The sequence below is a fragment of the Streptomyces sp. DG2A-72 genome (assembly GCF_030499575.1).
GTDB lineage: Bacteria > Actinomycetota > Actinomycetes > Streptomycetales > Streptomycetaceae > Streptomyces.
On the sequence record NZ_JASTLC010000001.1, the window covers coordinates 7007188 to 7025634 of the forward strand.

18 protein-coding genes are annotated in these 18447 nt (G+C 63.9%); 11 read left to right on the forward strand and 7 right to left on the reverse strand.

Translation table 11 applies throughout. From position 1 onward, the window contains the following. The first annotated feature begins 8 nt into the window (after window positions 1-8). Complete coding sequence (locus QQY66_RS33405; protein WP_301984029.1) at window positions 9-1061, forward strand: tyrosine-type recombinase/integrase; 1053 nt, start codon at window positions 9-11, stop codon at window positions 1059-1061. A 74-nt stretch (window positions 1062-1135) separates the two neighbouring features. Here the strand turns inward: QQY66_RS33405 and QQY66_RS33410 are convergent, their stop codons facing one another. Beyond that, window positions 1136-1765: a hypothetical protein gene (locus tag QQY66_RS33410; RefSeq protein WP_301984030.1), complete on the reverse strand. Its 630-nt coding sequence runs from the start codon at window positions 1763-1765 to the stop codon at window positions 1136-1138. Between QQY66_RS33410 and QQY66_RS33415 the strand changes: the two genes are divergently transcribed. Beyond that, window positions 1764-1985, forward strand: a complete 222-nt coding sequence (locus tag QQY66_RS33415; protein ID WP_301984031.1) for a hypothetical protein — start codon at window positions 1764-1766, stop codon at window positions 1983-1985. The genes QQY66_RS33410 and QQY66_RS33415 overlap by 2 nt on opposite strands. A gap of 512 nt (window positions 1986-2497) precedes the next feature. Next, a complete protein-coding gene (locus QQY66_RS33420; RefSeq protein ID WP_301987575.1) occupies window positions 2498-3424 on the forward strand; it encodes an aminoglycoside phosphotransferase family protein in 927 nt (308 codons plus the stop codon). Between the two features lie 20 nt (window positions 3425-3444). On the opposite strand, the gene QQY66_RS33425 is transcribed toward QQY66_RS33420, so the two are convergent. Beyond that, entirely contained in the window at window positions 3445-4692 is a 1248-nt protein-coding gene (locus tag QQY66_RS33425) for a hypothetical protein (protein ID WP_301984032.1), read from the reverse strand. Window positions 4693-5096: 404 nt separating this feature from the next. On the opposite strand from QQY66_RS33425, the gene QQY66_RS33430 reads away from it, so the two are divergent. From QQY66_RS33430 to QQY66_RS33440, 3 genes are read left to right on the forward strand one after another with little or no spacing between them, the layout of a single operon-like run. Beyond that, the gene (locus QQY66_RS33430) at window positions 5097-5657 is read left to right on the forward strand and encodes a bifunctional DNA primase/polymerase (protein WP_301984034.1); all 561 of its coding nucleotides are present in this window, start codon (window positions 5097-5099) and stop codon (window positions 5655-5657) included. Next, a complete protein-coding gene (locus QQY66_RS33435; protein ID WP_301984035.1) occupies window positions 5647-5964 on the forward strand; it encodes a hypothetical protein in 318 nt (105 codons plus the stop codon). Before QQY66_RS33430 ends, QQY66_RS33435 begins: the two co-directional genes overlap by 11 nt. A gap of 4 nt (window positions 5965-5968) precedes the next feature. Beyond that, window positions 5969-6277 (forward strand): hypothetical protein, encoded by a 309-nt coding sequence (locus QQY66_RS33440; RefSeq protein WP_301984036.1) that lies wholly within the window; start codon window positions 5969-5971, stop codon window positions 6275-6277. 316 nt (window positions 6278-6593) lie between these two features. Here the strand turns inward: QQY66_RS33440 and QQY66_RS33445 are convergent, their stop codons facing one another. Further along, entirely contained in the window at window positions 6594-6986 is a 393-nt protein-coding gene (locus QQY66_RS33445; protein ID WP_301984037.1) for a DUF3883 domain-containing protein, read from the reverse strand. 258 nt (window positions 6987-7244) lie between these two features. Between QQY66_RS33445 and QQY66_RS33450 the strand changes: the two genes are divergently transcribed. The 3 genes from QQY66_RS33450 to QQY66_RS33460 all read left to right on the forward strand — a co-directional run bounded on the left by QQY66_RS33450 (window position 7245) and on the right by QQY66_RS33460 (window position 9156). After that, a complete protein-coding gene (locus QQY66_RS33450; RefSeq protein WP_301984038.1) occupies window positions 7245-8003 on the forward strand; it encodes a hypothetical protein in 759 nt (252 codons plus the stop codon). Window positions 8004-8269: 266 nt separating this feature from the next. Beyond that, entirely contained in the window at window positions 8270-8683 is a 414-nt protein-coding gene (locus QQY66_RS33455) for a hypothetical protein (protein ID WP_301984039.1), read from the forward strand. A gap of 206 nt (window positions 8684-8889) precedes the next feature. After that, window positions 8890-9156 (forward strand): hypothetical protein, encoded by a 267-nt coding sequence (locus tag QQY66_RS33460; protein ID WP_301984040.1) that lies wholly within the window; start codon window positions 8890-8892, stop codon window positions 9154-9156. A 190-nt stretch (window positions 9157-9346) separates the two neighbouring features. Here QQY66_RS33460 and QQY66_RS33465 read toward each other — a convergent pair whose 3' ends face one another. The 4 genes from QQY66_RS33465 to QQY66_RS33480 all read right to left on the reverse strand — a co-directional run bounded on the left by QQY66_RS33465 (window position 9347) and on the right by QQY66_RS33480 (window position 12856). Continuing rightward, on the reverse strand, window positions 9347-9832 hold the full coding sequence (locus tag QQY66_RS33465) for a hypothetical protein (protein WP_301984042.1): 486 nt from the start codon (window positions 9830-9832) through the stop codon (window positions 9347-9349). 334 nt (window positions 9833-10166) lie between these two features. Then, the gene (locus tag QQY66_RS33470) at window positions 10167-10652 is read right to left on the reverse strand and encodes a hypothetical protein (RefSeq protein WP_301984043.1); all 486 of its coding nucleotides are present in this window, start codon (window positions 10650-10652) and stop codon (window positions 10167-10169) included. A 237-nt stretch (window positions 10653-10889) separates the two neighbouring features. Next, complete coding sequence (locus QQY66_RS33475; protein WP_301984045.1) at window positions 10890-11138, reverse strand: hypothetical protein; 249 nt, start codon at window positions 11136-11138, stop codon at window positions 10890-10892. A 287-nt stretch (window positions 11139-11425) separates the two neighbouring features. Continuing rightward, a complete protein-coding gene (locus QQY66_RS33480; protein ID WP_367667010.1) occupies window positions 11426-12856 on the reverse strand; it encodes a PIN domain-containing protein in 1431 nt (476 codons plus the stop codon). A 1321-nt stretch (window positions 12857-14177) separates the two neighbouring features. Here QQY66_RS33480 and QQY66_RS33485 point away from each other — a divergent pair. Then, window positions 14178-16217, forward strand: coding sequence for a TerD family protein (locus QQY66_RS33485; protein ID WP_301984047.1), 2040 nt, complete (start codon window positions 14178-14180; stop codon window positions 16215-16217). Window positions 16218-17512: 1295 nt separating this feature from the next. After that, complete coding sequence (locus QQY66_RS33490; RefSeq protein ID WP_301984048.1) at window positions 17513-18445, forward strand: hypothetical protein; 933 nt, start codon at window positions 17513-17515, stop codon at window positions 18443-18445. Window positions 18446-18447 lie beyond the last annotated feature (2 nt).

Consider the following 18447-nt stretch of genomic DNA (forward strand, 5'->3'; position numbering starts at 1 on the left):
TTGCAGCCGTGACGCTCGCCATGGTCAAGCGCGGGGACGGCGCTCCCTCGGATGAGCAATTGCGGTTGGCCTTCCGATGGGGGATCGTGCCCCCGAATGCAGGGGAGGATCCGCCGGCCGACCTCAAAGCCGCGTATGAGTGGCTCACGACGACGGATCGTCCGGTGCGCGACGTGGCAGACGCTGCGGTGTTCGAGGACGTGCTCTATCGCCTCGCGTACAAGCTGGACGGCACCCCGGCGGCGGGCGACACGTACAGGCGTCGCCGCCGGGCCCTGAACACCGCTCTCGAACACGCGGTGGTCGCGGAGGACCTCTCGGGGAACCCGCTTCAGCGCGCCCGCCGGAAGCATGTCGGCTCCAATGATGTGGTTGACCGGCGAGTCCTCGTGAACGCCCTACAGGCCCGTCAGTTGCTCGCGGCAGTGTCCTACGGATCGTGGGATCGGTGCCGTGGGAGGCGTCTGGTGGCCTTCTACGCGGTCCTGTACTACGCGGGCTTGCGTCCGGCTGAGGCAGTCGGACTGAGGCGGTCCGACTGCCATCTCCCTGAGGCAGGATGGGGCACGCTGACGCTCCGAGAGACGCGTCCCGTCTCAGGGAAGCAGTGGACCGATTCCGGCGAACGTCACGACCGGCGCGGACTGAAGGCGCGGGAGGCCAAGAGCGACCGACCGGTACCCATCCCGCCCGTTCTGGTGGCCATCCTGCGGGCGCACCTGGACGCGTTCGGCACGGCCAAGGAAGGGCGTGTGTTCGGCAACGAGCGCGGGGGAGTGGTCGGCTCCTCTACCTACTGGCGGGTGTGGGAGGAAGCACGGGAATACGCGCTGCCACCCGAGCGGGTCGACTCGCCGCTGGCCGGGCGCCCGTATGACCTGCGGCACGCATGTATCACGCGGTGGCTGAACGCCGGGGTTCCGATCGCTGAGGTGGCCCGGCGGGTCGGCAACTCTCCCGAGGTGATCCACCGGCGCTATCACGGCTGCATCGACGGTCACGAGGAAGCCGCCAACGCGAAGATCACAAAGGCGTTGGAGGAGGACGGAGACGCTGCATAGCGGTCAGTGTTCATCGTGCTGCGAGGGCGGTCCGGGAGAATCGGACCGCCCTTAGATGTGGTGGTTTCCGCACGTCAGGGCTCCTGACTTGCTGACCCCAGGTGCTCCCTGGCAGTCCTGGTCCATTCCACGATGCCGTGGTGCAGCTCATCGACGGAGGTTTGGGAACGCCTCCGAGCGGTCCTGAACTGGCTGCCAGCGTAAATCATGTCAACCAGCACGTTGACGTCCTCCACGGCTTCCGAAACCAACAGCCTCAGCTGCTCGGCTCGTTCGGCTTCTTCAAGACTTACGGACAGACGTAGGGATGCGTCTCGCAGCCATAGATCCTTGTAGATCTGCGCGAGCTGATCCCTCGGCGTATCCAGGTCTGGACCCGTGCTGCCTGCTCTAGCCATGGTGTCGATTGCCTCACTACAGAAATGGGCAAGGTCTACGACCGCCACCCGCACGGCTTCGACTTGTCCGAGGAACGCGATGTACGCCTCCCTGCGAACCTGCCACATCGCCTCTTGGCGTTGCGCCGAGAACTGTGCTTGCACGCCAGCTAGGACCGCGTCGACCTGTGCCGCCGCTGCCCTGTGAGCTGCTTCGATTTGCGCTGCCGCGGCCTTGCGAGCGGCGTACCACCCCATGCCTGCGGTGACTACAACCCCGCCGACACCGATACCTGCCGCCCATATGGCAGCTGCCCCCTGATCCATGATGCGCGATTATGCCGACACCGATGCGCGATACGAGTGCTCACTGAGGCTGCTGCGCGATAATCGGCCCGTCGTCGGCCGCCGCCTGTTGACCCGCGCTACTGGCTCAGGCCTCGCCTTGCGCCGCCCGGTACGCCTTGTATCGAACCCAGGCGTCTTCGAACATCTCGATGGCGGCTGGGATGGCGCCGCACTCTTCGAGATAGGCGCGCTGGCCTGACCGCCCTTCCGTGACGGCCAGTCGGGATCATTGGCGACATCGCGGGAAAGGTCACCAATGCCGCTGTCACGATCAGCTTGGGTCTTCAACCACGCTGTGAAGCTCTTCGGTTTGAGCATGTCCACATCCTTCCGCACGGCCCCCGACGTCGTCAGGGGTGCCCCAGGGCGTGAGGAGTGCGTGAGTGAGTCGGAGGTGTGTCGCGTGTATCGCAGATGGTGCGCGAACAGTGAGACGCAACGAGAAAGAGCGGGAGTCAGTGAGACTGACTCCCGCTCTCTCATGTCGGCATTCGCCCAGGTCAGAGGTTGGTTCTTGCTGGCTGACTGGCGAGTGCCCCCGGCAGGATTCGAACCTGCGCACACGGCTCCGGAGGCCAGGGGAGACCGTTGCGGTTTTGGGGTGCTGACCTGCGGGGGAGGAGCGGGCATGATCTTCGGCTATCAAGATCATTACGCGCCTCTTACGTGGGCAGCCTGTCGGGCGATCGGTCCGGCCCGTATGGTCGAAGCATGATCTCGGGCAGCAGCGGGGAACCGGACGGCGGCGCGGAGTTCACGGCGGAGGGCTTGGAGCCGCTCCTTCGGGAAGCCTGCGCGACGGTCCAACTTGACTCCCATGGCGCCGAGTTGCTGCGGCTCGGCTCGAACGCCGTCTACCGCCTGATGTCGTTACCGGTGATCGTCCGCATCGCGCGTGATCGGTCGGCCCTGGTGGAGATGCAACGGGCTGTGAACGTGACCCGGTGGCTTGAGAGGCAGGACTTCCCGTCCATGCGTGTGCCGGCGTCGGTCGCTCAACCGCTCGTCGTCGGCGGCCGGGTGGTCACCTTCTGGGAGAGCGTTCAGGAGCACGAGGAGTACGGGACGGTCGCCGAACTCGCCGATCTTCTACGTCGCTTGCACTGGCTCGAAGAACCTGAGTCTCTGAAGCTGCCGTACTTTGACCCGCTGGCCAAGGTGGCGGCTTCCTTGGAGGGGCTGGACGGCATCTCTGGGGAGGACCAGAAGTTCCTGGAAGAGCGAGCGGCGAGCCTCGGCAAAGACTACGACCGGCTGGACTTTGTCCTCCCCTTCGGCATGATCCACGGGGATGCCAGCATCGGGAACATCCTTCGCCACCGGGACGGGCACGCGGTGCTCATCGACTTGGACGGTTTCACTCTCGCGCCGCGTGAGTGGGACCTGGTCCAGACGTCGATGTTCTACGAACGGTACGGCTGGCACACGCAGGCCGAGTACGCGGAGTTCGTGCACCGGTACGGCTTTGACCTGATGAACTGGCCCGGGTACGAGACTCTTGCGGACCTGCGTGAGCTGATGATGGTTGTCTGGCTCGGTCACCAGGTCACGAGGAACGACCGGGCTGCCGCCGAGTTTGCCCGGCGGGTCCGGTCACTTCGCACGGGGGAGGGCCGAGACGAATGGGGTCCGTTTTGAGCACGCGCTGAGGGGAGCTCTCAAGCACCAACACGGTCGTCCGACGCGATCCACAGCCTGTGCTCTTGGACCTGATCGGTGAAGAGCTGTACGTCCTTGCTGGTGCCGACCCCCGCAAGGTTCTGCCGGAACTCGGCAAGGTAGCTGACACAGCGGGCCGACTTGAGCTGCTCGCCCAAGTCGAGGGCATCGAGCGCCACGCGGCAGGCCTCTTCGACGTCTCCGGCACGAAGGTGGGCGTCGGCCAGAACCATGGTCGCGAAGAAGTCGCTCCGCACGTGGCCGCCGCTCATGGCGTTCTCGGCGTGGAGTACTGCCTTCCGGGCGCTGTTTACGTCTCGGAAGCAGTGAGCGGCCTCAGCGGCAAGTTCAGCTTCGTCGAAGTAACTGATCCACTCGGGCTCGTCGTCGTTGTTCCTGCTTGCCAGTGCATTCGTGGCTGCGCCCAAGGCGGCTTCACAGGCCCGTACGTCGCCTGTCCGAGCAAGCGCGCGGGCCTCCATGGCATGGAACTGGGCGCGAAGCGTCGGCGTGGCTACGGGAGAGATGCCCATGAGCGCCGCGCGGGAGAACGTGGCGGCCTGGGTGTAACGACCGAGGAACGTCGCCTGATGACTCATAGCGGACAGGATGCTTCCAGCGAGCCGACGGTCGTTCGCGTCCTGGGCCAATCGGAGAGCCTGAAGGAAGTACCGCTGTGCCAAGCCGTGACGGCAGGCGTCGTACGACATCCAACCGGCCAGGAGGGTTGCCTCTGCCACGGTGGAGAACAGGGCCCGTCCGACTTGCTCTGTGTACTGCCCTCGCAGCAGCGGTGTCACTTCGGTACTGAGGTACTGGACTGCTGCGTGCCGGGCATGGTCGCCACCGAAACGGTCGTCCAGCTCGGCGAACATGTCCGCGGTGGTCTTGATTGCTGCCACGTCTCCAAAGCCGACGCGCATTCCGTCCCGACGTTGCGGAGGAACGGCCGGCTCAGGCGCGACCAGCCACCGGAGCGAGGCTTCGTTCCACGCTGGTTCGGACGGCTCGGTCTGCAACAGGGGCTCGTACCTGTTGAGATCCGCGCGCCACAGCTGGCCGACCGTATCGATCGCTCCTTCGGGGCTCGCCGGATAACTGGCGTCCAGAAGGCCGGTGTCCCGCTCGCCTTCGTGGTTCAGTCCCAACTCACCGGCACTGAGGTCGTACGCCTCACACAGCATCGGACCGTAGAAGTCGTCCGGCGTGCTGTGCCCGTTCTCCCAACTGGCGATGCGGCGCTTCACGCTGGCGTCAGAGGGAAGCTGGTGTCCACGGCGGAGCGCAACATGACGCAGCTCGCGCACCAACCGCGGCTGACTCCAGCCCCGGCCCACACGAGCTTGCCGTAAGCGAACGCTGATCGGCTCCAGCGAAGGCGTGACCATTCCCTCCCCGCCTGTCCATAGATGCGACTTCTGCGGCGCACGACTCTTCGGCCTCACGACCGAATGTACGCGCTGTTCATCGCCGCGCGCTGCAAGTAACTGAAGATCCATGGTCGTTGACTTGTGACGGGGGATGACGCGTCCACGCGCGACGCGTCATCCCCCGTCACCCCTCGTCATCTGCCCCGGCCGGGGTATCGCTCCTGAGTCTGGACGCAGGGCGGCATTGCGGCCGCAACTGAACCCGACCGAGGTGAGATGAAGTGCAGAGGATGACCAGGAGGGGCGTGGAGTGGCTGTCCGCAGCAGCGGACAACCCTGCGGAGTGCCGACAAGTATGGGCGGACGATCCTCGGATGCCGTGCCTGCTGTCGACCGGCCGCTTCTTCGACGTGGTGAGCGTCGAACAACGCCTCGGGACGGAGATGTTCGACCGCCTCCTACGAAGTGGGATGCCGTTCGGACCGACGGTCGTCGACCGCAAGGCCCAGCGCGTGGGGTTCTTCCTCGGCTCGGAGAGCCGCGAGACCTTCACGCACTACCTGGAACGCGAAACGTCATCGACACCGCCGCACCGGTACCTCGGCCGCGGCTGCGCCGTTGTTGTCCCCGGCCCCATCCCACTGTCCGATGACCGCTATCAGTGGCTCCGCGCCCCCACACGCCGGCCGGAGGCCAATCCGCTGCGCCCCGTCGCCCTCGCAACCGCGCTCGTTGCCTCCGTGGAACTCCTGGCGCGCATCGACCGCTTCGACGAGCAGTACCCGACGCCCTACGCGGCGGTCGCTGCCCTCCCCGAGGAGACGAACACGGATGCCGGATGAGCCGACCGACGGTCGAGACGCTGCCGCGTGGTCGCCTCTCGACAGCGACGGCTGGTACGCGACCCGAAACGCGACTACCGCACTGCGGGACGTCCTCGTGCGCGCTGGCCTGGAGAAGGACTTCCCCTACCTGCGCGCGGACTTGAACGCCTTCGGGCACGGCCTCGTCGAACTGGGCCGAGTGTCCCCCGCCACGGCCGAGCGTCTCGCAGAGCTCCTGCGTCTGGCCCTGGCAAGCGGCTTCGGCCGAGACCATGACGACGAGCACGAGCCGACCATCACCGAAGAACGCAAGGGAAGGGCCTGACGCCATGACCGACCGCCGCGGAGTGGTAGCCAAGCGAGCGGAGAACCTGTCGCCCGGCGTGCCCTACGTACGCGGCTGGAATCGCGCACGACGTAGCGCCGGCGCCCTGGCTGATCAGCTCGTGCTACTCGGTCTGGACTCCGACTTTCCCGGTCTGGTGGCCGACGTGAACGTCTTCGGTGACGGGTTGGTGCAGCTAGGGACCGTTCGCCCTGAAGCGGCGGAGCTGCTGGCGAGGCTGATCGCGGCCGGACTGGCCGCGGAATCGCGTGACGCGCCGCTGCTCCCTCCCTGGGAAACGCCTGTGGCTTGACCTGCTTCTCGGCGGTCGGTTGCCCTGCCGCTCGGCCGGGACCGGCGCCCCAGCGCCGCAGCCCGGACGAACGGCAGGGCAACCGCCATCAGCTTGGGAAGCTTGGGCTATCTACGGGTGGTTGCTGGGCTGACCTGTGGCGGAGTGGCTACGGGGTCTGACTGGCCGGCGGCCCGGTCCCCGTTATTCCCTGTGGTTCCCGCACAGCCTGGCACGACCGCTTGGTCCCGAACTCTCGGCTGGGAGGTCATCGGGGGTCCGATGCGCTGCTCAGTCAGTCTCGGCTGCGGTCACGATGGTTGCTGTACCGCAGCGCTCATTGCAGCCGCTCCGCGTGGTCATACTCGGCTGCCCTGAACGTGGGCCAGTACGTGATCTGGGGCTGGGTTCGCTCGATCATCGCCAACAGTGCCCCACCGTGCAGGATGCGCACACTGATCTCGGCTCCTTGCGCGCCCGCAAGGTTGTCGACCACATAGAGGTAGTAGTGCTCGGGGTTCGCCCTGGCGGCCTCCACCTGCCGGTGCTCCAGCGGCAGCGCTTCGCTGCGCGCCGTGCGGCTGAAGGCCTTCACCTCGATCAGGCGAGGCAGACTTTCGACGTCGTACGGGAGGCCCGAGGTGCGGACGTCCTTGGGATCGCGGCCAGCGGCTCGTTCCAAGGCCATCACGTGCCTAATCGCGGCCTGCTCTGTCTCCTTGTTCCCCACGATGCCCCCTATGGTCAGCAGACCATGCTGCCGTGAAGACTCTCGGCTTGGGAAGCTTGGGTCTTCTCGGGCCGATTACTGGGCTGACCTGCGGCGGGACGATGCTCCGACTTCGGGGGATCCGTGGCCTGGTCCCCGCTGTTCCCCGTGAGTCCCCTCTGGACCTGGCACGCGAATGGCACGACTCCCGGTCCCTTGTTGTCAGTGCCTGCGGCTATGGTGCGTCCGCCATCAAGGGCATTGTTCTGGGGAGGGGCTTTGGGGGCCAAGACGGGACTGCTGGTGTACGCCGACGGCGACGTACCGGGGTTGCTGCGACGCGTGGGGGCGGCGGACCTTCACGATACGGCCACCATGATGCGGCGGCTGTACCCAGGCGGGGAGATCGAGGAGCGCGAGGGCTCGAACCTCTACGACGGCGTGTACCCGCCGAGGGGGACGGCGTACGCAGCCAGCTGGCCGGGCGTGGATGTCATCGGTGATCAGAGGGTGATGATCGACGCCCCCTCGCAGCTTCCGGAGCACCTCGTGGCGGCAAGTGCCGGCCGACGGCTCGTCTTGCACGCCATGCACAGTGTCGTCGACTGGCTGGCGTTCGCCGTGTGGGAGGACGGGCGCCTGGTCCGCTCCCTGAGCCTGTCGCCGGACAGCGGCATCATCGAGAACATCGGCGAACCGCTCCCCTTCGAGCTGCCCTACTGGGCCGGGGACCGCCCGGCGGACATCATCCCCTGGCCCGGCGAGGAGGAAGAGCCGTACGCCCTGCCCTTTCACCCCTTGGAGCTGGGCGAAGACGCACTGCGAGCGCTCTGCGGCTTCATCCAGGAGGGATTTCCCGAGCCGGACGACGTCGACGCAGACAACATCCGACTCCACGGATTCCACGTGTGGGACCCACACGAGCGTGACCCCGCAGAGCAGGCAGCGGAGCTGCGCAGAGCCGTGGAAACCATGGATCCGCCGCGCTTCTACACACTGAGCCCTGATGGCTCACTGATCGAGCGCGACGACCTTTAGCTCACGACCTCTTTGTCCCGAAGCAACTCGGGTGAGGGTGGTCCCTTGGGCTGGTGTGTCTCTCACCTGCGTTGATGGTCCGCAGACGTTCGCGGGCGTCCGCCGCTGTTCGTGGGCGTTGTCACGCAGTTAGACACTCACCGTCCGATCGCAGGATGGGGCAAGCCACGGTCTGGTCTGGGTTGGTCCAGTAGAGAATGGCACGGTGGACGTAGCTGCGGAACTGCGGGCTCTTACGGGCTCTTTGGCGCGAGAAGAGGGGGTCTTTGGCCGTGTGGTCGAGGAGGCCGGCGGATCCGTTCCGGAACTCGTCCGCCGAGGCCGAAGAGGCTTGGAAGCACTATGCAGTGGAGGGCGCAGTCGGCCCGGACACACCAGTAGAGATCGACGACGCGCTCGTGCAGATCGACGCTGAGCGCGCAGTGGAGCTTCTGACCTACCTGGCGGCCGATGACCTCGTGCTCCCGAGCTCAGAACGCCGAGACCGCACCCATGCCCGTAGAGCGGCGGAACGTGTTGTCCGTCTGCTCGGCTACGAGGTCGCTTGGTACACGAACATCACCGACCTCTCGCCCCGGGCACGGGCATGGAACCCGGTCACCCGGCACACCTTCGATGGTGTCGTTGCGGGGGCTGGCGATCAGTTCACGGTGGTGTTGTTGCAGGTGGGCGAGGACTAAGGCTCCGCATCATGATCGGTACGGACTGTCCTCTGGTGCCCAGGTGCCCTGGCAGGAATCGAACCCGCGACACCCGCTTTAGGAGTTCAATCACGCGGCTCCCATACGGCCCTCGCAGTCCTACCGGTATGGCGTGTGTGGTTGGACAGGGCCGCCTGCGTCCATCGCCGTTGATGTCAGCTGGTGATGTCAGGTTGGATGGACCGATGGAGCGCATTGAGGCCGAGCTGTTCACAGACGGTGGCAACGACGCCGTAGTCCGCATGCCCGGCAGACGGTTCCCCGGAGTCCTGGTGCAGGGCGACTCCCTTCGCGTCCTCCGCAGCGACGTGGCCGAGGTAGTGGAGGCCTGCGAACGTGGCGACTTGGATGAAGCTCGGGACTCCGCCGGCCTTCTCCTGGCCGACCTGGATGCGCTGTTGGCGCGGTACGAGGCTGCGTTGAACGAGCACGAGATTCCGCGGCCGTACTGAGCTGCCCGACCATCAGCTTGGGAAGCTGCGGGCATTTGAGGCCGATTGGGACGTTGACCTGGACGGACGGCGTAACTACAGCCGCGTCGGCGGCAGCTGCTTTCCCCGTGATTCCCCGCTGTTCCCCGCTCGATCTGGTGCGGTTGTGGTGCAGCGGCGACCTCAGTTACGGCAAGTCCAGCTGCCGCGATCACCCTGTGGAGTTCCGCCCTGGGGCCCGGCGCAACCATCTTCGGACACTGTCAGTCGGCGAAGGATCGTAGCTGCGGTCACGCCACAGCTCGCGCAGGTGCCTGAACTCGTAATCGCGCCCGGCGTCGGAGTCCTCCAGGGTCTCGGCCCATAGGCGCTCGAAGGGCTGGCGATGCATCTGTGAAGAGATTGCGCCGCTCCAATCGCGCCAAGTGTCGTCGGAAACCCAGCCTTGAGCACGCAGATCGGCCTCATCCTCGCTGAGGCGAAAGTACAGCCGGATTGCCATCTCCGCTTGAGGCGTGAGCGTGTGTCCGTCCATACCGCGAAGGGTGGAAGTCGACAGTCTGTCCAGCAACGACCAGTAGCGAGTCACGTAGACGTCCTCGACCTGGCGGACTCGCTGTGTCCGTACCTGCCAGACGGTGATGCCCCACGCAAGCGCAGCAGGGACCAGTGCGATTGTCAGTGAAAGCCACTCCATGATCGGGAATTGTGGAGCTTGTAGGCTGGCCTGGCCATGCCGTTATGGAACTGGGACTCAGCCGATACCTTGCCCGGCCATCCACGGCCCGCGCGTGAGGTGGCATCGACCAACACGCTTTCCAACTGTGTTGGTGGGGCGGTGGGGCGGTGGGGCGGTGGGGCGGTGGGGCGGTGGGGCGGTGGGGTGTGTGCGGGGGTGTTCACCTGCCTTCATGGACGGCTGGACGTCGGTGTGGGACGGCTCCGGGTCTCGCTTGAACGGCCGTGAACGGGGCTGAATGAGACGGAAAATAAGACGGCCGATGAGTGGCCCGCTCCTGCTGCCCTTGATGTCACGAAGTGACATCAGGAGTGGGTGTGCCGTATAGGTGCGTCCGCATCGCGATCCTCAGGGCTTCGAGTTCGGTTCGGGGAAACGGTCGGCCCCACTGGTCCTCGTAGGACTCCTCGCCCAGTTCGTGAACGATCCGGTCGAAGGCGCGCACAGCCGACCGGGCCAATGCCGTGACCGAGTGACGGCCTGACCAGAGAAGGGCTCCCGAACTGTCTGGCGTCCGGTCGTCGTCGGCCCTGATCAAGCGGATATCGACTTCGGGGCCGTCGCGATGGAAGACCCATCGATAGACCTGGGGTTCTCCTTCGAGCTCGGCGCGTGTGTCTTCGTCACCCAGGATCAGCCGGGCAACGGCATACAGGAACTGCTCGGGGCCATCAGTGACATACGAAGCGATGACCTCTGCCTCGCCTTGATCGTCAGCCACCTTGACGTCGGCCCAACCATGGCTGTGCAGCGTCCACGTGATCGCCAGAGACCTCATCTCATCCCCCGGGGATCGACCCTACTGCCTGGCATTCGGAGGAGCAGCTCGGCTGCTTAGCTTGGGAAGCTCAGGTTCTCGGTGGGAGGCAGCTTGGCTGAACTGCGGCGGAACGGGCGCGGGGCCTGACTGACCGGCGGCCTGGTCCCCGTCATTCCCCGTGGTTCCCCGCACGATCTGGCACGTTTCTGGCACGGGCGCGGCCGTCCGATCTGTGCGTCTGCCGTGAGCCACGGACTACTCGTAGGTGGTCGCAGCTCGTAGAGCTCGTGCGAAGAAGCTCCAGTCACCGCCGGCGGGCAGATTGCGGGCGGCGTTGTTGTACCAGCCGTCCGCGTCGTCGATCCATGCTGCCAGCGCCTCCAAGAAACTCGCGAGGTCCGCGTTCTCCCATGAATGGCCCTCCTCGGTGTGGCTCCGGTGGAGGGCACGGACGAAGGCAGCCAGGTCTTCTCTGCTGTCGACGTGATCAGGAGAAGTGGTCATGAGAGGCACCCTACTTGGCACGTCCGCAGCAGGGCCGAGCCTGGTGAGCACCGCTTTAGGAGTTCGATCCGAGTCCGCTCCGGCGGCTGTCGTCGACTGGCGCGACAGCCGGACAGGGTTGTTGGTGTACACCCCCGTCCGGCGTCGTTGATGTCAGCCATGGATGTCAGAAGCCTTCTGATCCGTGGCTCTAGCCGGATCGGTCAACGACGGTCATACCGATTGTTCTTTGCATAGCCGCCGTCTCCATCGTCGTCGGCGGCTATGCAAGCACTCGGCACCGTAGTTCAAATGTCCGAAGGGCTCAAATTCCGGGGCGCATATCTCTGCAGTTGGGCTCTTAGATCGCTTAGTAGCTCCTGAGCGTAAGCGGCTTCTGCTGTAGCCTCCGTGTCGTTCTGGAGCCGCTTAACGTCAACCTCAAGGCGTTTAATTTCGTGCTGAAGAGCTCGCGCCCCTGGGATGTGAGTCTCAAATTCTATATCGTGCGCATCTTCTTGGTCTCGGTGTCGAATGGATTCGACTATCTCCATTTCTTCTGGATCCAGCCTAAATGACATGCGGCTCCCTTTGGTCTTGGCGGTATATTTGATGTTATCCAAGACGACGCCGGCTTTGAGCGCCTCTCGACGCATCTCTCTTTTTTGATTTTCGGATAGGTCGCTCAACTTACTAGTGTCCATTCGGGCTCTGGCGTGTAGCCGGTCGAGCAGATCCACGAAGGCGCCCTTGGGGAGCTCCAAGCTGTAGGATCTCACTAGGGGTTGCTCAACTGAATTCTCGGCTTGCGCAACCGTGGATTCGCTGACAGATACGCCCAGTTCCTCCTTGGCGATCTGCAGAAATCGGCCAAGCTGCACGATGAGAAAATCCGACTGGCAGCGAACCTCAAATTCCGCTACTAGCTCTGGACGGGCGCCTACCAGTAGCCCGGCTTCCTTTCTGACCCAGTCTTCTTTGGCGTCATTAGTGACAAATAGGAGGGGTTCGCATTCCTTGGCCGACTCGGCAAGTAGTTGCTCCCAAACGAAGAAGTCGCCGTGAGAATTTTCTGATTTTCCTGCATCCTTGTAGCCCGGTGGGATCCTTTCCGTGACACGCCTTTCGAATTCCCTTAGATGCTTCGATGCAGCTTCTTTATTGAACTCTACACCTGTTCTCTCGGCGAAAATTTCGGCTAGTGCCGCGAGTACGGGGTCCGCGTCGATTACACGCTCAAGCGTTAGATCGAATGCATCGCGGTGCTTACCAATCTCGGTCTTCGCCTGTTGGAAGGCTTGCTCGATTGGCTTGATGAGTTTCTCTCTATTGGAATCACTGATTGAGCATCGTTTAGAGAATGTGTTGAGCTCTTGGATCACTTTCCTCCTGTGTTCTTCGAGCGTGTCCGGTACTGAGTCGTAGAGAGTAAGGTGCTCCTTTACTGCCGAGACTCTTCTACCGTAGTACTCCTTTGCGACTTGATGCGGAATCCAAAGTCGATCCCTTAGGTGGCGAAGTACCATCAGTAGTTCTTCGCGAGCCATTGGCGTAAAACGGTATAGCTCAAGTAGCACGTTCGTGTCTACCGAAATTCGATAGCTTCTAACAGCGTGTTGATAGTCCGTTGATGGGCGGCGCCAATGACCATCGAAAGCGCTGAGAAAAGTTGACATCTGTCCCCCTCGCACAGGTGTGTGCGAGAAGGGTAGCGACATACTGAGCCCGCAGCACTGCATTCACTGAAGGTCTCCCTAGTGGCGCATCACGTTTGTGGTTGAGGCTCTTGTGATCTCGTTGCTCAGCGCCGTTGTGAGCCATCCGCGGGCCAGCGTCCGTCGTGGCGCGAGTCACCGTGGGTTCAAATCCCACACCCACCGCGCAGGTGAACGGCCCCTGACCAGGTAATCGGTCAGGGGCCGTTGTGCTGCGGGTGCCCGCTCGCCACCGTGGTTTCCCGCACGATCGGGCACGGATGGGGCACGCGCACCTTCTGATCCGTAGCTCTGTAAAGACCGGTCATTGAAGGCCATACAGGCTGTCGGGAGGGCCATGAGAGTCAGTGTTGGGTGCTGCCGGTTGGGGTTGCTGTACTTCGTTGCTGTACCGCAACGGCAGCCTCGTGCACGGTTCGCTGAAGGGCCCAAGTCCGATTACCGAAACCGGTGGAGAGTGGGGGACAGGGCGTGAGGCGGGCCTGCTGCCCGGTCGATCGAAAGCGACCAGGCCCGGGGGTGGTTGGGACGAATCCCACCCGCCTCACTATGGAGTTACAGATCAACTCCATTGTGGTCGAACAGCTTCACGATCCCCGCCCACAGGGTTTTCACCCCGAGAGCGATGGCCAACCGAGAAGCTGCCTTACGTAACCACCCAGATCTCACCTGGCTGGTGTCCGTACTGACCATCCCTGCCACCTCATCTCATCGGACCGGGACCTACGCGGACGACGTAGGCCCCCCGGGGCGCACGTTGTCCGCTCGTCCAAAGGCCCCGGTCCTACCTTGAGATGAGGCTCTTTCAGGGTAGCTGTGTCGTCGAGGCTTCGTCAGCCCTACTTGCCGAACTGGACGTGCGCCTGACGGGCCAGGGCACGGCTCAAGGTGAACTCTGTGCCGTCGGCATCTCGATGGTGTCGAGCGTCAGACCAACACGCTTTCCAACTGTGTTGGTGGGGTGGCGGGCGTCGCTCGGGGGCGTTCATCTGGGTTCATGGGTGGCTGGCCGTCGGCACTGGGACGGCTTCGGGTCTCGTCTGAACGGCCGTGAACGCAGGCGAATGAGACGGAAAGTGAGACGGCGGGGCTGCCTCGGCAGGTCCGTGAGCGATGCTCCTTGATCCACATCCGCGGTGTGTTCCCTCGGTCGAGGCTAACGGGGCTTGTGGAGCTGCTCTGTTGCCCCTTGGTTGTCGCTGCTTGTTATTTCCGGACGCTCCCACGGTCTCGCTATCGGGTACTACAGTCCTTTGTTGTGCCATACGTCACATGACGATGGCGTGGAGTGGGTGGCTTGGGTGGGGGCAGCCAAGTGCCCGAGTTGCGAGATCTGGGGGGTTTCATGCATGAGATGGTCAAGGGCTCGAACGTGGCGCTGTCGGCGCTGAGCGAGAACGCCAGTTCGGTGATTGTGAGTTTGAGTTGGGTCAGCCCGACCGGTGAAGGCGATGCGGACGTCTCCGTCCTGCTGCTGGATGCCAACGGCAAAGTGCGCAGTGACAGCGACTTCTACTTCTACAACAACCCGGTTGCCGCTGACGGGAGTGTGCAACTGCTGGGGAAGACGCCGACGGAAAGCGGCGACGAGGACCGGATCAGCTTCGACCTGACCGCGGTCCCGTCCGGCATCGACCGGATCGTCGTGGCGGCGAGCCGCTATGAGGGAGCCGGCTTCGGGGAGCTGGAAGACCTGAAGATGACACTGGTCGATGGGGGAGGGGAGAGCCTTCTCAGGTTCGCCATCGATGACGCCGGCACGGTGAGCGCGATCATCTTCGGCGAGTTGTACCGGCGTGGGGAAGAGTGGAAGTTCCGTGCTGTCGGACAGGGCTATGACACCGCCCTGGCCGGTCTGGCGGCGGACTTCGGTGTCGACATCGATGACGACGCGAGCGCAGAGGAAGCGCTGAACGTCGTTACAGAGAGCAGTGAGCAGGCTGATACGGCTGTTCCGGCTCCGGCCGTTGAGCAGGAACAGCAGGTGACACCAGGCTTGGTTCCGGCTCCCCGCCCGTCTGGCGATGAGGTGGGGCCAAAGAAGGCGGCACGGCCTCGCACTGCGAAGAAGAAGGTCACTGTGCCCAGGGCGGCCAGGAAGTCTCTGGCGGACAATGAGTCCTGGAAGCAGGCCAGACTCTTTCCGGTGTCGGTACTCAAGAGCGACCGGGACCGGGAAATGCGCGCTACGTCGGTACTGCTGTCGGTGATGGCGCAGGTGCCGGAGTTCGGCCGGAGACTCACGGCGGCGTTCGGAGCACCGTCGGGCCGTATGGAGACGTTCACCGAGGTCTCCCTACCGCACGGCGATACACCGCGACGCCCCGACGGGGTGGTCCGTGTCGAGCGGGCCGGCAAACTGTGGACCGCGCTGGTGGAGACCAAGACCAACGGCAACGCGCTCAAGCCTGAGCAGGTGCAGGCATACGTGGACATCGCCGCACGCCGTGGCTACGAGGCCGTGATCACACTGTCGAACGACGTCGCGCTGGAAGGCAGCCCGCTCGTCGACGTCAAGATTGACGGACGGCGCAAGCACAAGGTGGCTTTTTGGCATCTGTCCTGGGCCGAAGTCACACACCAGGCACAGATGCTGATCCGGCACGAGGGTGTCGGGGACAAGGCACATGCGTGGCTGCTCCAGGAACTGCTGTACTACCTGCGGCATGAGAACTCCGGCTGCCACGGCTTCCAGAACATGGGGGCGGCCTGGGTCCCCGTGCGCAACGGAATCGATGACGAGACCCTGTGCCAGGGTGATGCGCGTGCCCTGGACGTGGTCGAGAGCTGGGAACGGCTCATCCGTCAGATCTGCCTCAGCCTTGGTGGCGAACTTGGACAGAAGGTACTGCCCGTTCAGCGCGCCAAGCGTGGAGCTGATCCGAGAACCCGCCGCAGTCTCCTGACCGATCAGCTTTGCCTCGACGGCAGGCTTCAGGCAGAGCTCCGGATCGAGGGCGCACCCGGAATTCTGGCGATCAGCGCCGACCTGCGCACCGGCAAACTCCGCAACTCCATCGAGATCCCCGCACCCGAGCAAGGCTACCCGCTGACCTGGGCCAAGCGGCTCATCCGCCGCCTGGCCGAGGCACCAGCAGACCTCCACATCGAAACCCTGGTCGAAGGAGAGACCGGGGGACCACGGGGCACGCTGGAACGGCTCCGCCCGGAGCCGGCGGACATGCTCCCGAAGAACAACGACATCCACATCACCGGCTTCCGCCTGTCCCTGTTCAAAAGCATGGGAAGCAGCCGTGGGAACGCCGAGTCCGGCTTCATCCGCAGCGTCGACGACGCCGTGCACCGCTTCTACACCACCGTGGTAGTCCACCTGGACCGCCCGACGCCCCGGCAATCAACGAAGGAACGTGCCGGAACGGGGTGACGCCCGACCGTGGACAGTTGCACGTAGCCGAGGTTCACCTGCAACTGTCCACAGGGCGCGTTCCAAGAGGCCACGTGCTTGCAAACGGGATGAGCGCCCTGAGCTTGGGAAGCTTGGGTTCTTTAAGGTCGATTGCCGCTCTGACCTGCGGCGGGACCGTGTCCCAGCCTGGGCGGATCCGTGGCTTGGTCCCCGCTGTTCCCCGTGAGTCCCCGTTGGATCTGGCACGTGAATGGCACGACTCTCTGTCCCTCGTCTCGAAGCGCTTTGGGGAGGCTGGCCCTTGTCGGCGCTGGTCCCGCCGTGGCTACCTAACTTGCCGAGTCTGCAGGTGGCGCCTCGGCGGCTGGTGGCAACTCCCGACTGTTCTCCAAAGCCTGGGCGAAGCTCTTGCAGAACTCTGTGAAGCTCCACTGGGCGCCGGGAGCTGGCGCAAACGAGACGAACGATCCAACCCGCTCGCCACTCACTGCTACGTCCAAGGTGCCTTGCTCACCGATGCGCGCACTCGGACATTCCCGAAGGCCCTGGGCGAACATGGGGCTGGTCCGTCTCCCCTGTCCCAGCCATGCACCCCAGTAGATGGTTCGGTCTGTGAGGAAGAGGACACCATCCTGAGGGCCGTCCCACAGGTTCCGTGCGGGCGCACTTGCAATCTTCCGTTCCCCAGGCTCAAGCGTGGGCTCGATGCTTCGCCAGTACACCGCCTGTGCCTTGTCGTAACGCCTCTGTGCCCACCGTCTCAACATGGCCAAGCCCCCTCCCTCAGTTGCGCCCAGTATGGTGCGCTTTGCAGCGTCCGGCCCCAGGTTCGAGTGATCTCAAGCCCGGGGTCATGACCGCTCAGCAGACACAAGTGCTGGCGCGGACGGGCGCGCAGAGATCGAGGCACCTCTCTGGGGGCCCGTGCAATGAGGCTGGAGCGCTGCCGCGATGGGTCCGGGCCGCCGCTGCTGCGCTGAGCAACGTATTAGGAGTTCGATCTCGGCCGCACGGATGGGCCCGGATTCATACTCACCGGGCGGCTCATAGTTCGGTTTCCGATCGCTGGGGTCCACCGTCGTCCGATGACGTTGATGTCAGCTGGTGATGTCAAGCCATAGGGTGTTCGCTCGTCGCGGGCCTCAGCACGCGGAAGTTCCTGCGGGCTTCGGTGAGGCTCAGCCGGCCGTTGGGGCCGCTCGTACTCGGACAGCATCATGGTCGTCCTGCTCGTCATCCTCCCAAGAGCTGTGACGATCTGACGACCATGCAGTCAGAGTCGATGTCAGTAGGGAGTGTCACCATGGTTTGCTGTGGAACTAAGTGCGAAGCTGCCTCGGCAGCGAGGTGATCGGCTGGTCCTGTACGCCTTCACGAACGAGGAGCAGCAGGCTGGTGCTGAGTCGAATCTCAAGCTTCCGGATGCGGGTCATGCACATCGAAGTGTCAGCGGCTGGTGGGATGACCAGCTGCCTTTTGGAGATGAACTCCCAGATCTGGCCGAGCCCGCGTTCGTCAGTGGGCAGCAACTTGTGAAGGCTTTAGAGGCGCGCTACCCAGGCGTGACGGTGATTCTGCGCCTGGGGCCGCGTGCGGCTTGGCGTACGCGGCAGGAGCGACGCTGGATCGCATGGGAGAGGGAAAAGGCAAAGCGGCCTCCACTCCCGCCGGACACGGAGAGGCTGATTCACGCCTTAAGTCCCGAGTGCATGATCTGCCACAAGACCGTACGGAAACTAGAGATTGCCCATTTGCTGGACTGGCCCACTATCCGGCGCGTGGTCGAGACACATCCCCTTTGGCTCAAGGATGATAATGACATACGGCGTGCTGCGCTGCTATTCCACGACCCGTGGAACATGGGCGTCTTGTGTCGTGAACGCGCTCATCGTTCCGGTTGTCATGACCGCCAGGAGATCGGCGAAGTGACATTGGAGCAGCTCCGGCAAGCGAGAGCCGCTTTGGACCATCAGCCGGGTGCGGAACGTCTTTACGGCCGGCATCTCGATCAAAGCCTAATAGAAGAACGTCGTCGCTTCGGCCTCGATATGAACGTAATGGGTAGAGTCCTCGCACTTTTGGCGCAGAAGGCCAGGGTTGCAGTGTCCTCCCCCGTACTCAAGCATGGAACGATTAAGGTTGATCGCGGACAAGGTGCCCTTTTATGGGGGCAATATGGCTGCACGGACCGGGCCCGCGACGACAACTTCCAGGATCGCACGATATATCGGAACGACCGGAGGTGAAC

Bases quoted from the DNA above. Each gene is read 5' to 3' on its own strand.
- QQY66_RS33415 (WP_301984031.1), top strand. From the start codon at position 1,764: ATGATGCGCGATTATGCCGACACCGATGCGCGATACGAGTGCTCACTG.
- QQY66_RS33410 (WP_301984030.1), bottom strand. From the start codon at position 1,765: ATGGATCAGGGGGCAGCTGCCATATGGGCGGCAGGTATCGGTGTCGGC.
- QQY66_RS33420 (WP_301987575.1), top strand. From the start codon at position 2,498: ATGATCTCGGGCAGCAGCGGGGAACCGGACGGCGGCGCGGAGTTCACG.
- QQY66_RS33435 (WP_301984035.1), top strand. From the start codon at position 5,647: ATGCCGGATGAGCCGACCGACGGTCGAGACGCTGCCGCGTGGTCGCCT.
- QQY66_RS33440 (WP_301984036.1), top strand. From the start codon at position 5,969: ATGACCGACCGCCGCGGAGTGGTAGCCAAGCGAGCGGAGAACCTGTCG.
- QQY66_RS33460 (WP_301984040.1), top strand. From the start codon at position 8,890: ATGGAGCGCATTGAGGCCGAGCTGTTCACAGACGGTGGCAACGACGCC.
- QQY66_RS33465 (WP_301984042.1), bottom strand. From the start codon at position 9,832: ATGGAGTGGCTTTCACTGACAATCGCACTGGTCCCTGCTGCGCTTGCG.
- QQY66_RS33470 (WP_301984043.1), bottom strand. From the start codon at position 10,652: ATGAGGTCTCTGGCGATCACGTGGACGCTGCACAGCCATGGTTGGGCC.
- QQY66_RS33475 (WP_301984045.1), bottom strand. From the start codon at position 11,138: ATGACCACTTCTCCTGATCACGTCGACAGCAGAGAAGACCTGGCTGCC.
- QQY66_RS33480 (WP_367667010.1), bottom strand. From the start codon at position 12,856: ATGCAGTGCTGCGGGCTCAGTATGTCGCTACCCTTCTCGCACACACCT.
- QQY66_RS33485 (WP_301984047.1), top strand. From the start codon at position 14,178: ATGCATGAGATGGTCAAGGGCTCGAACGTGGCGCTGTCGGCGCTGAGC.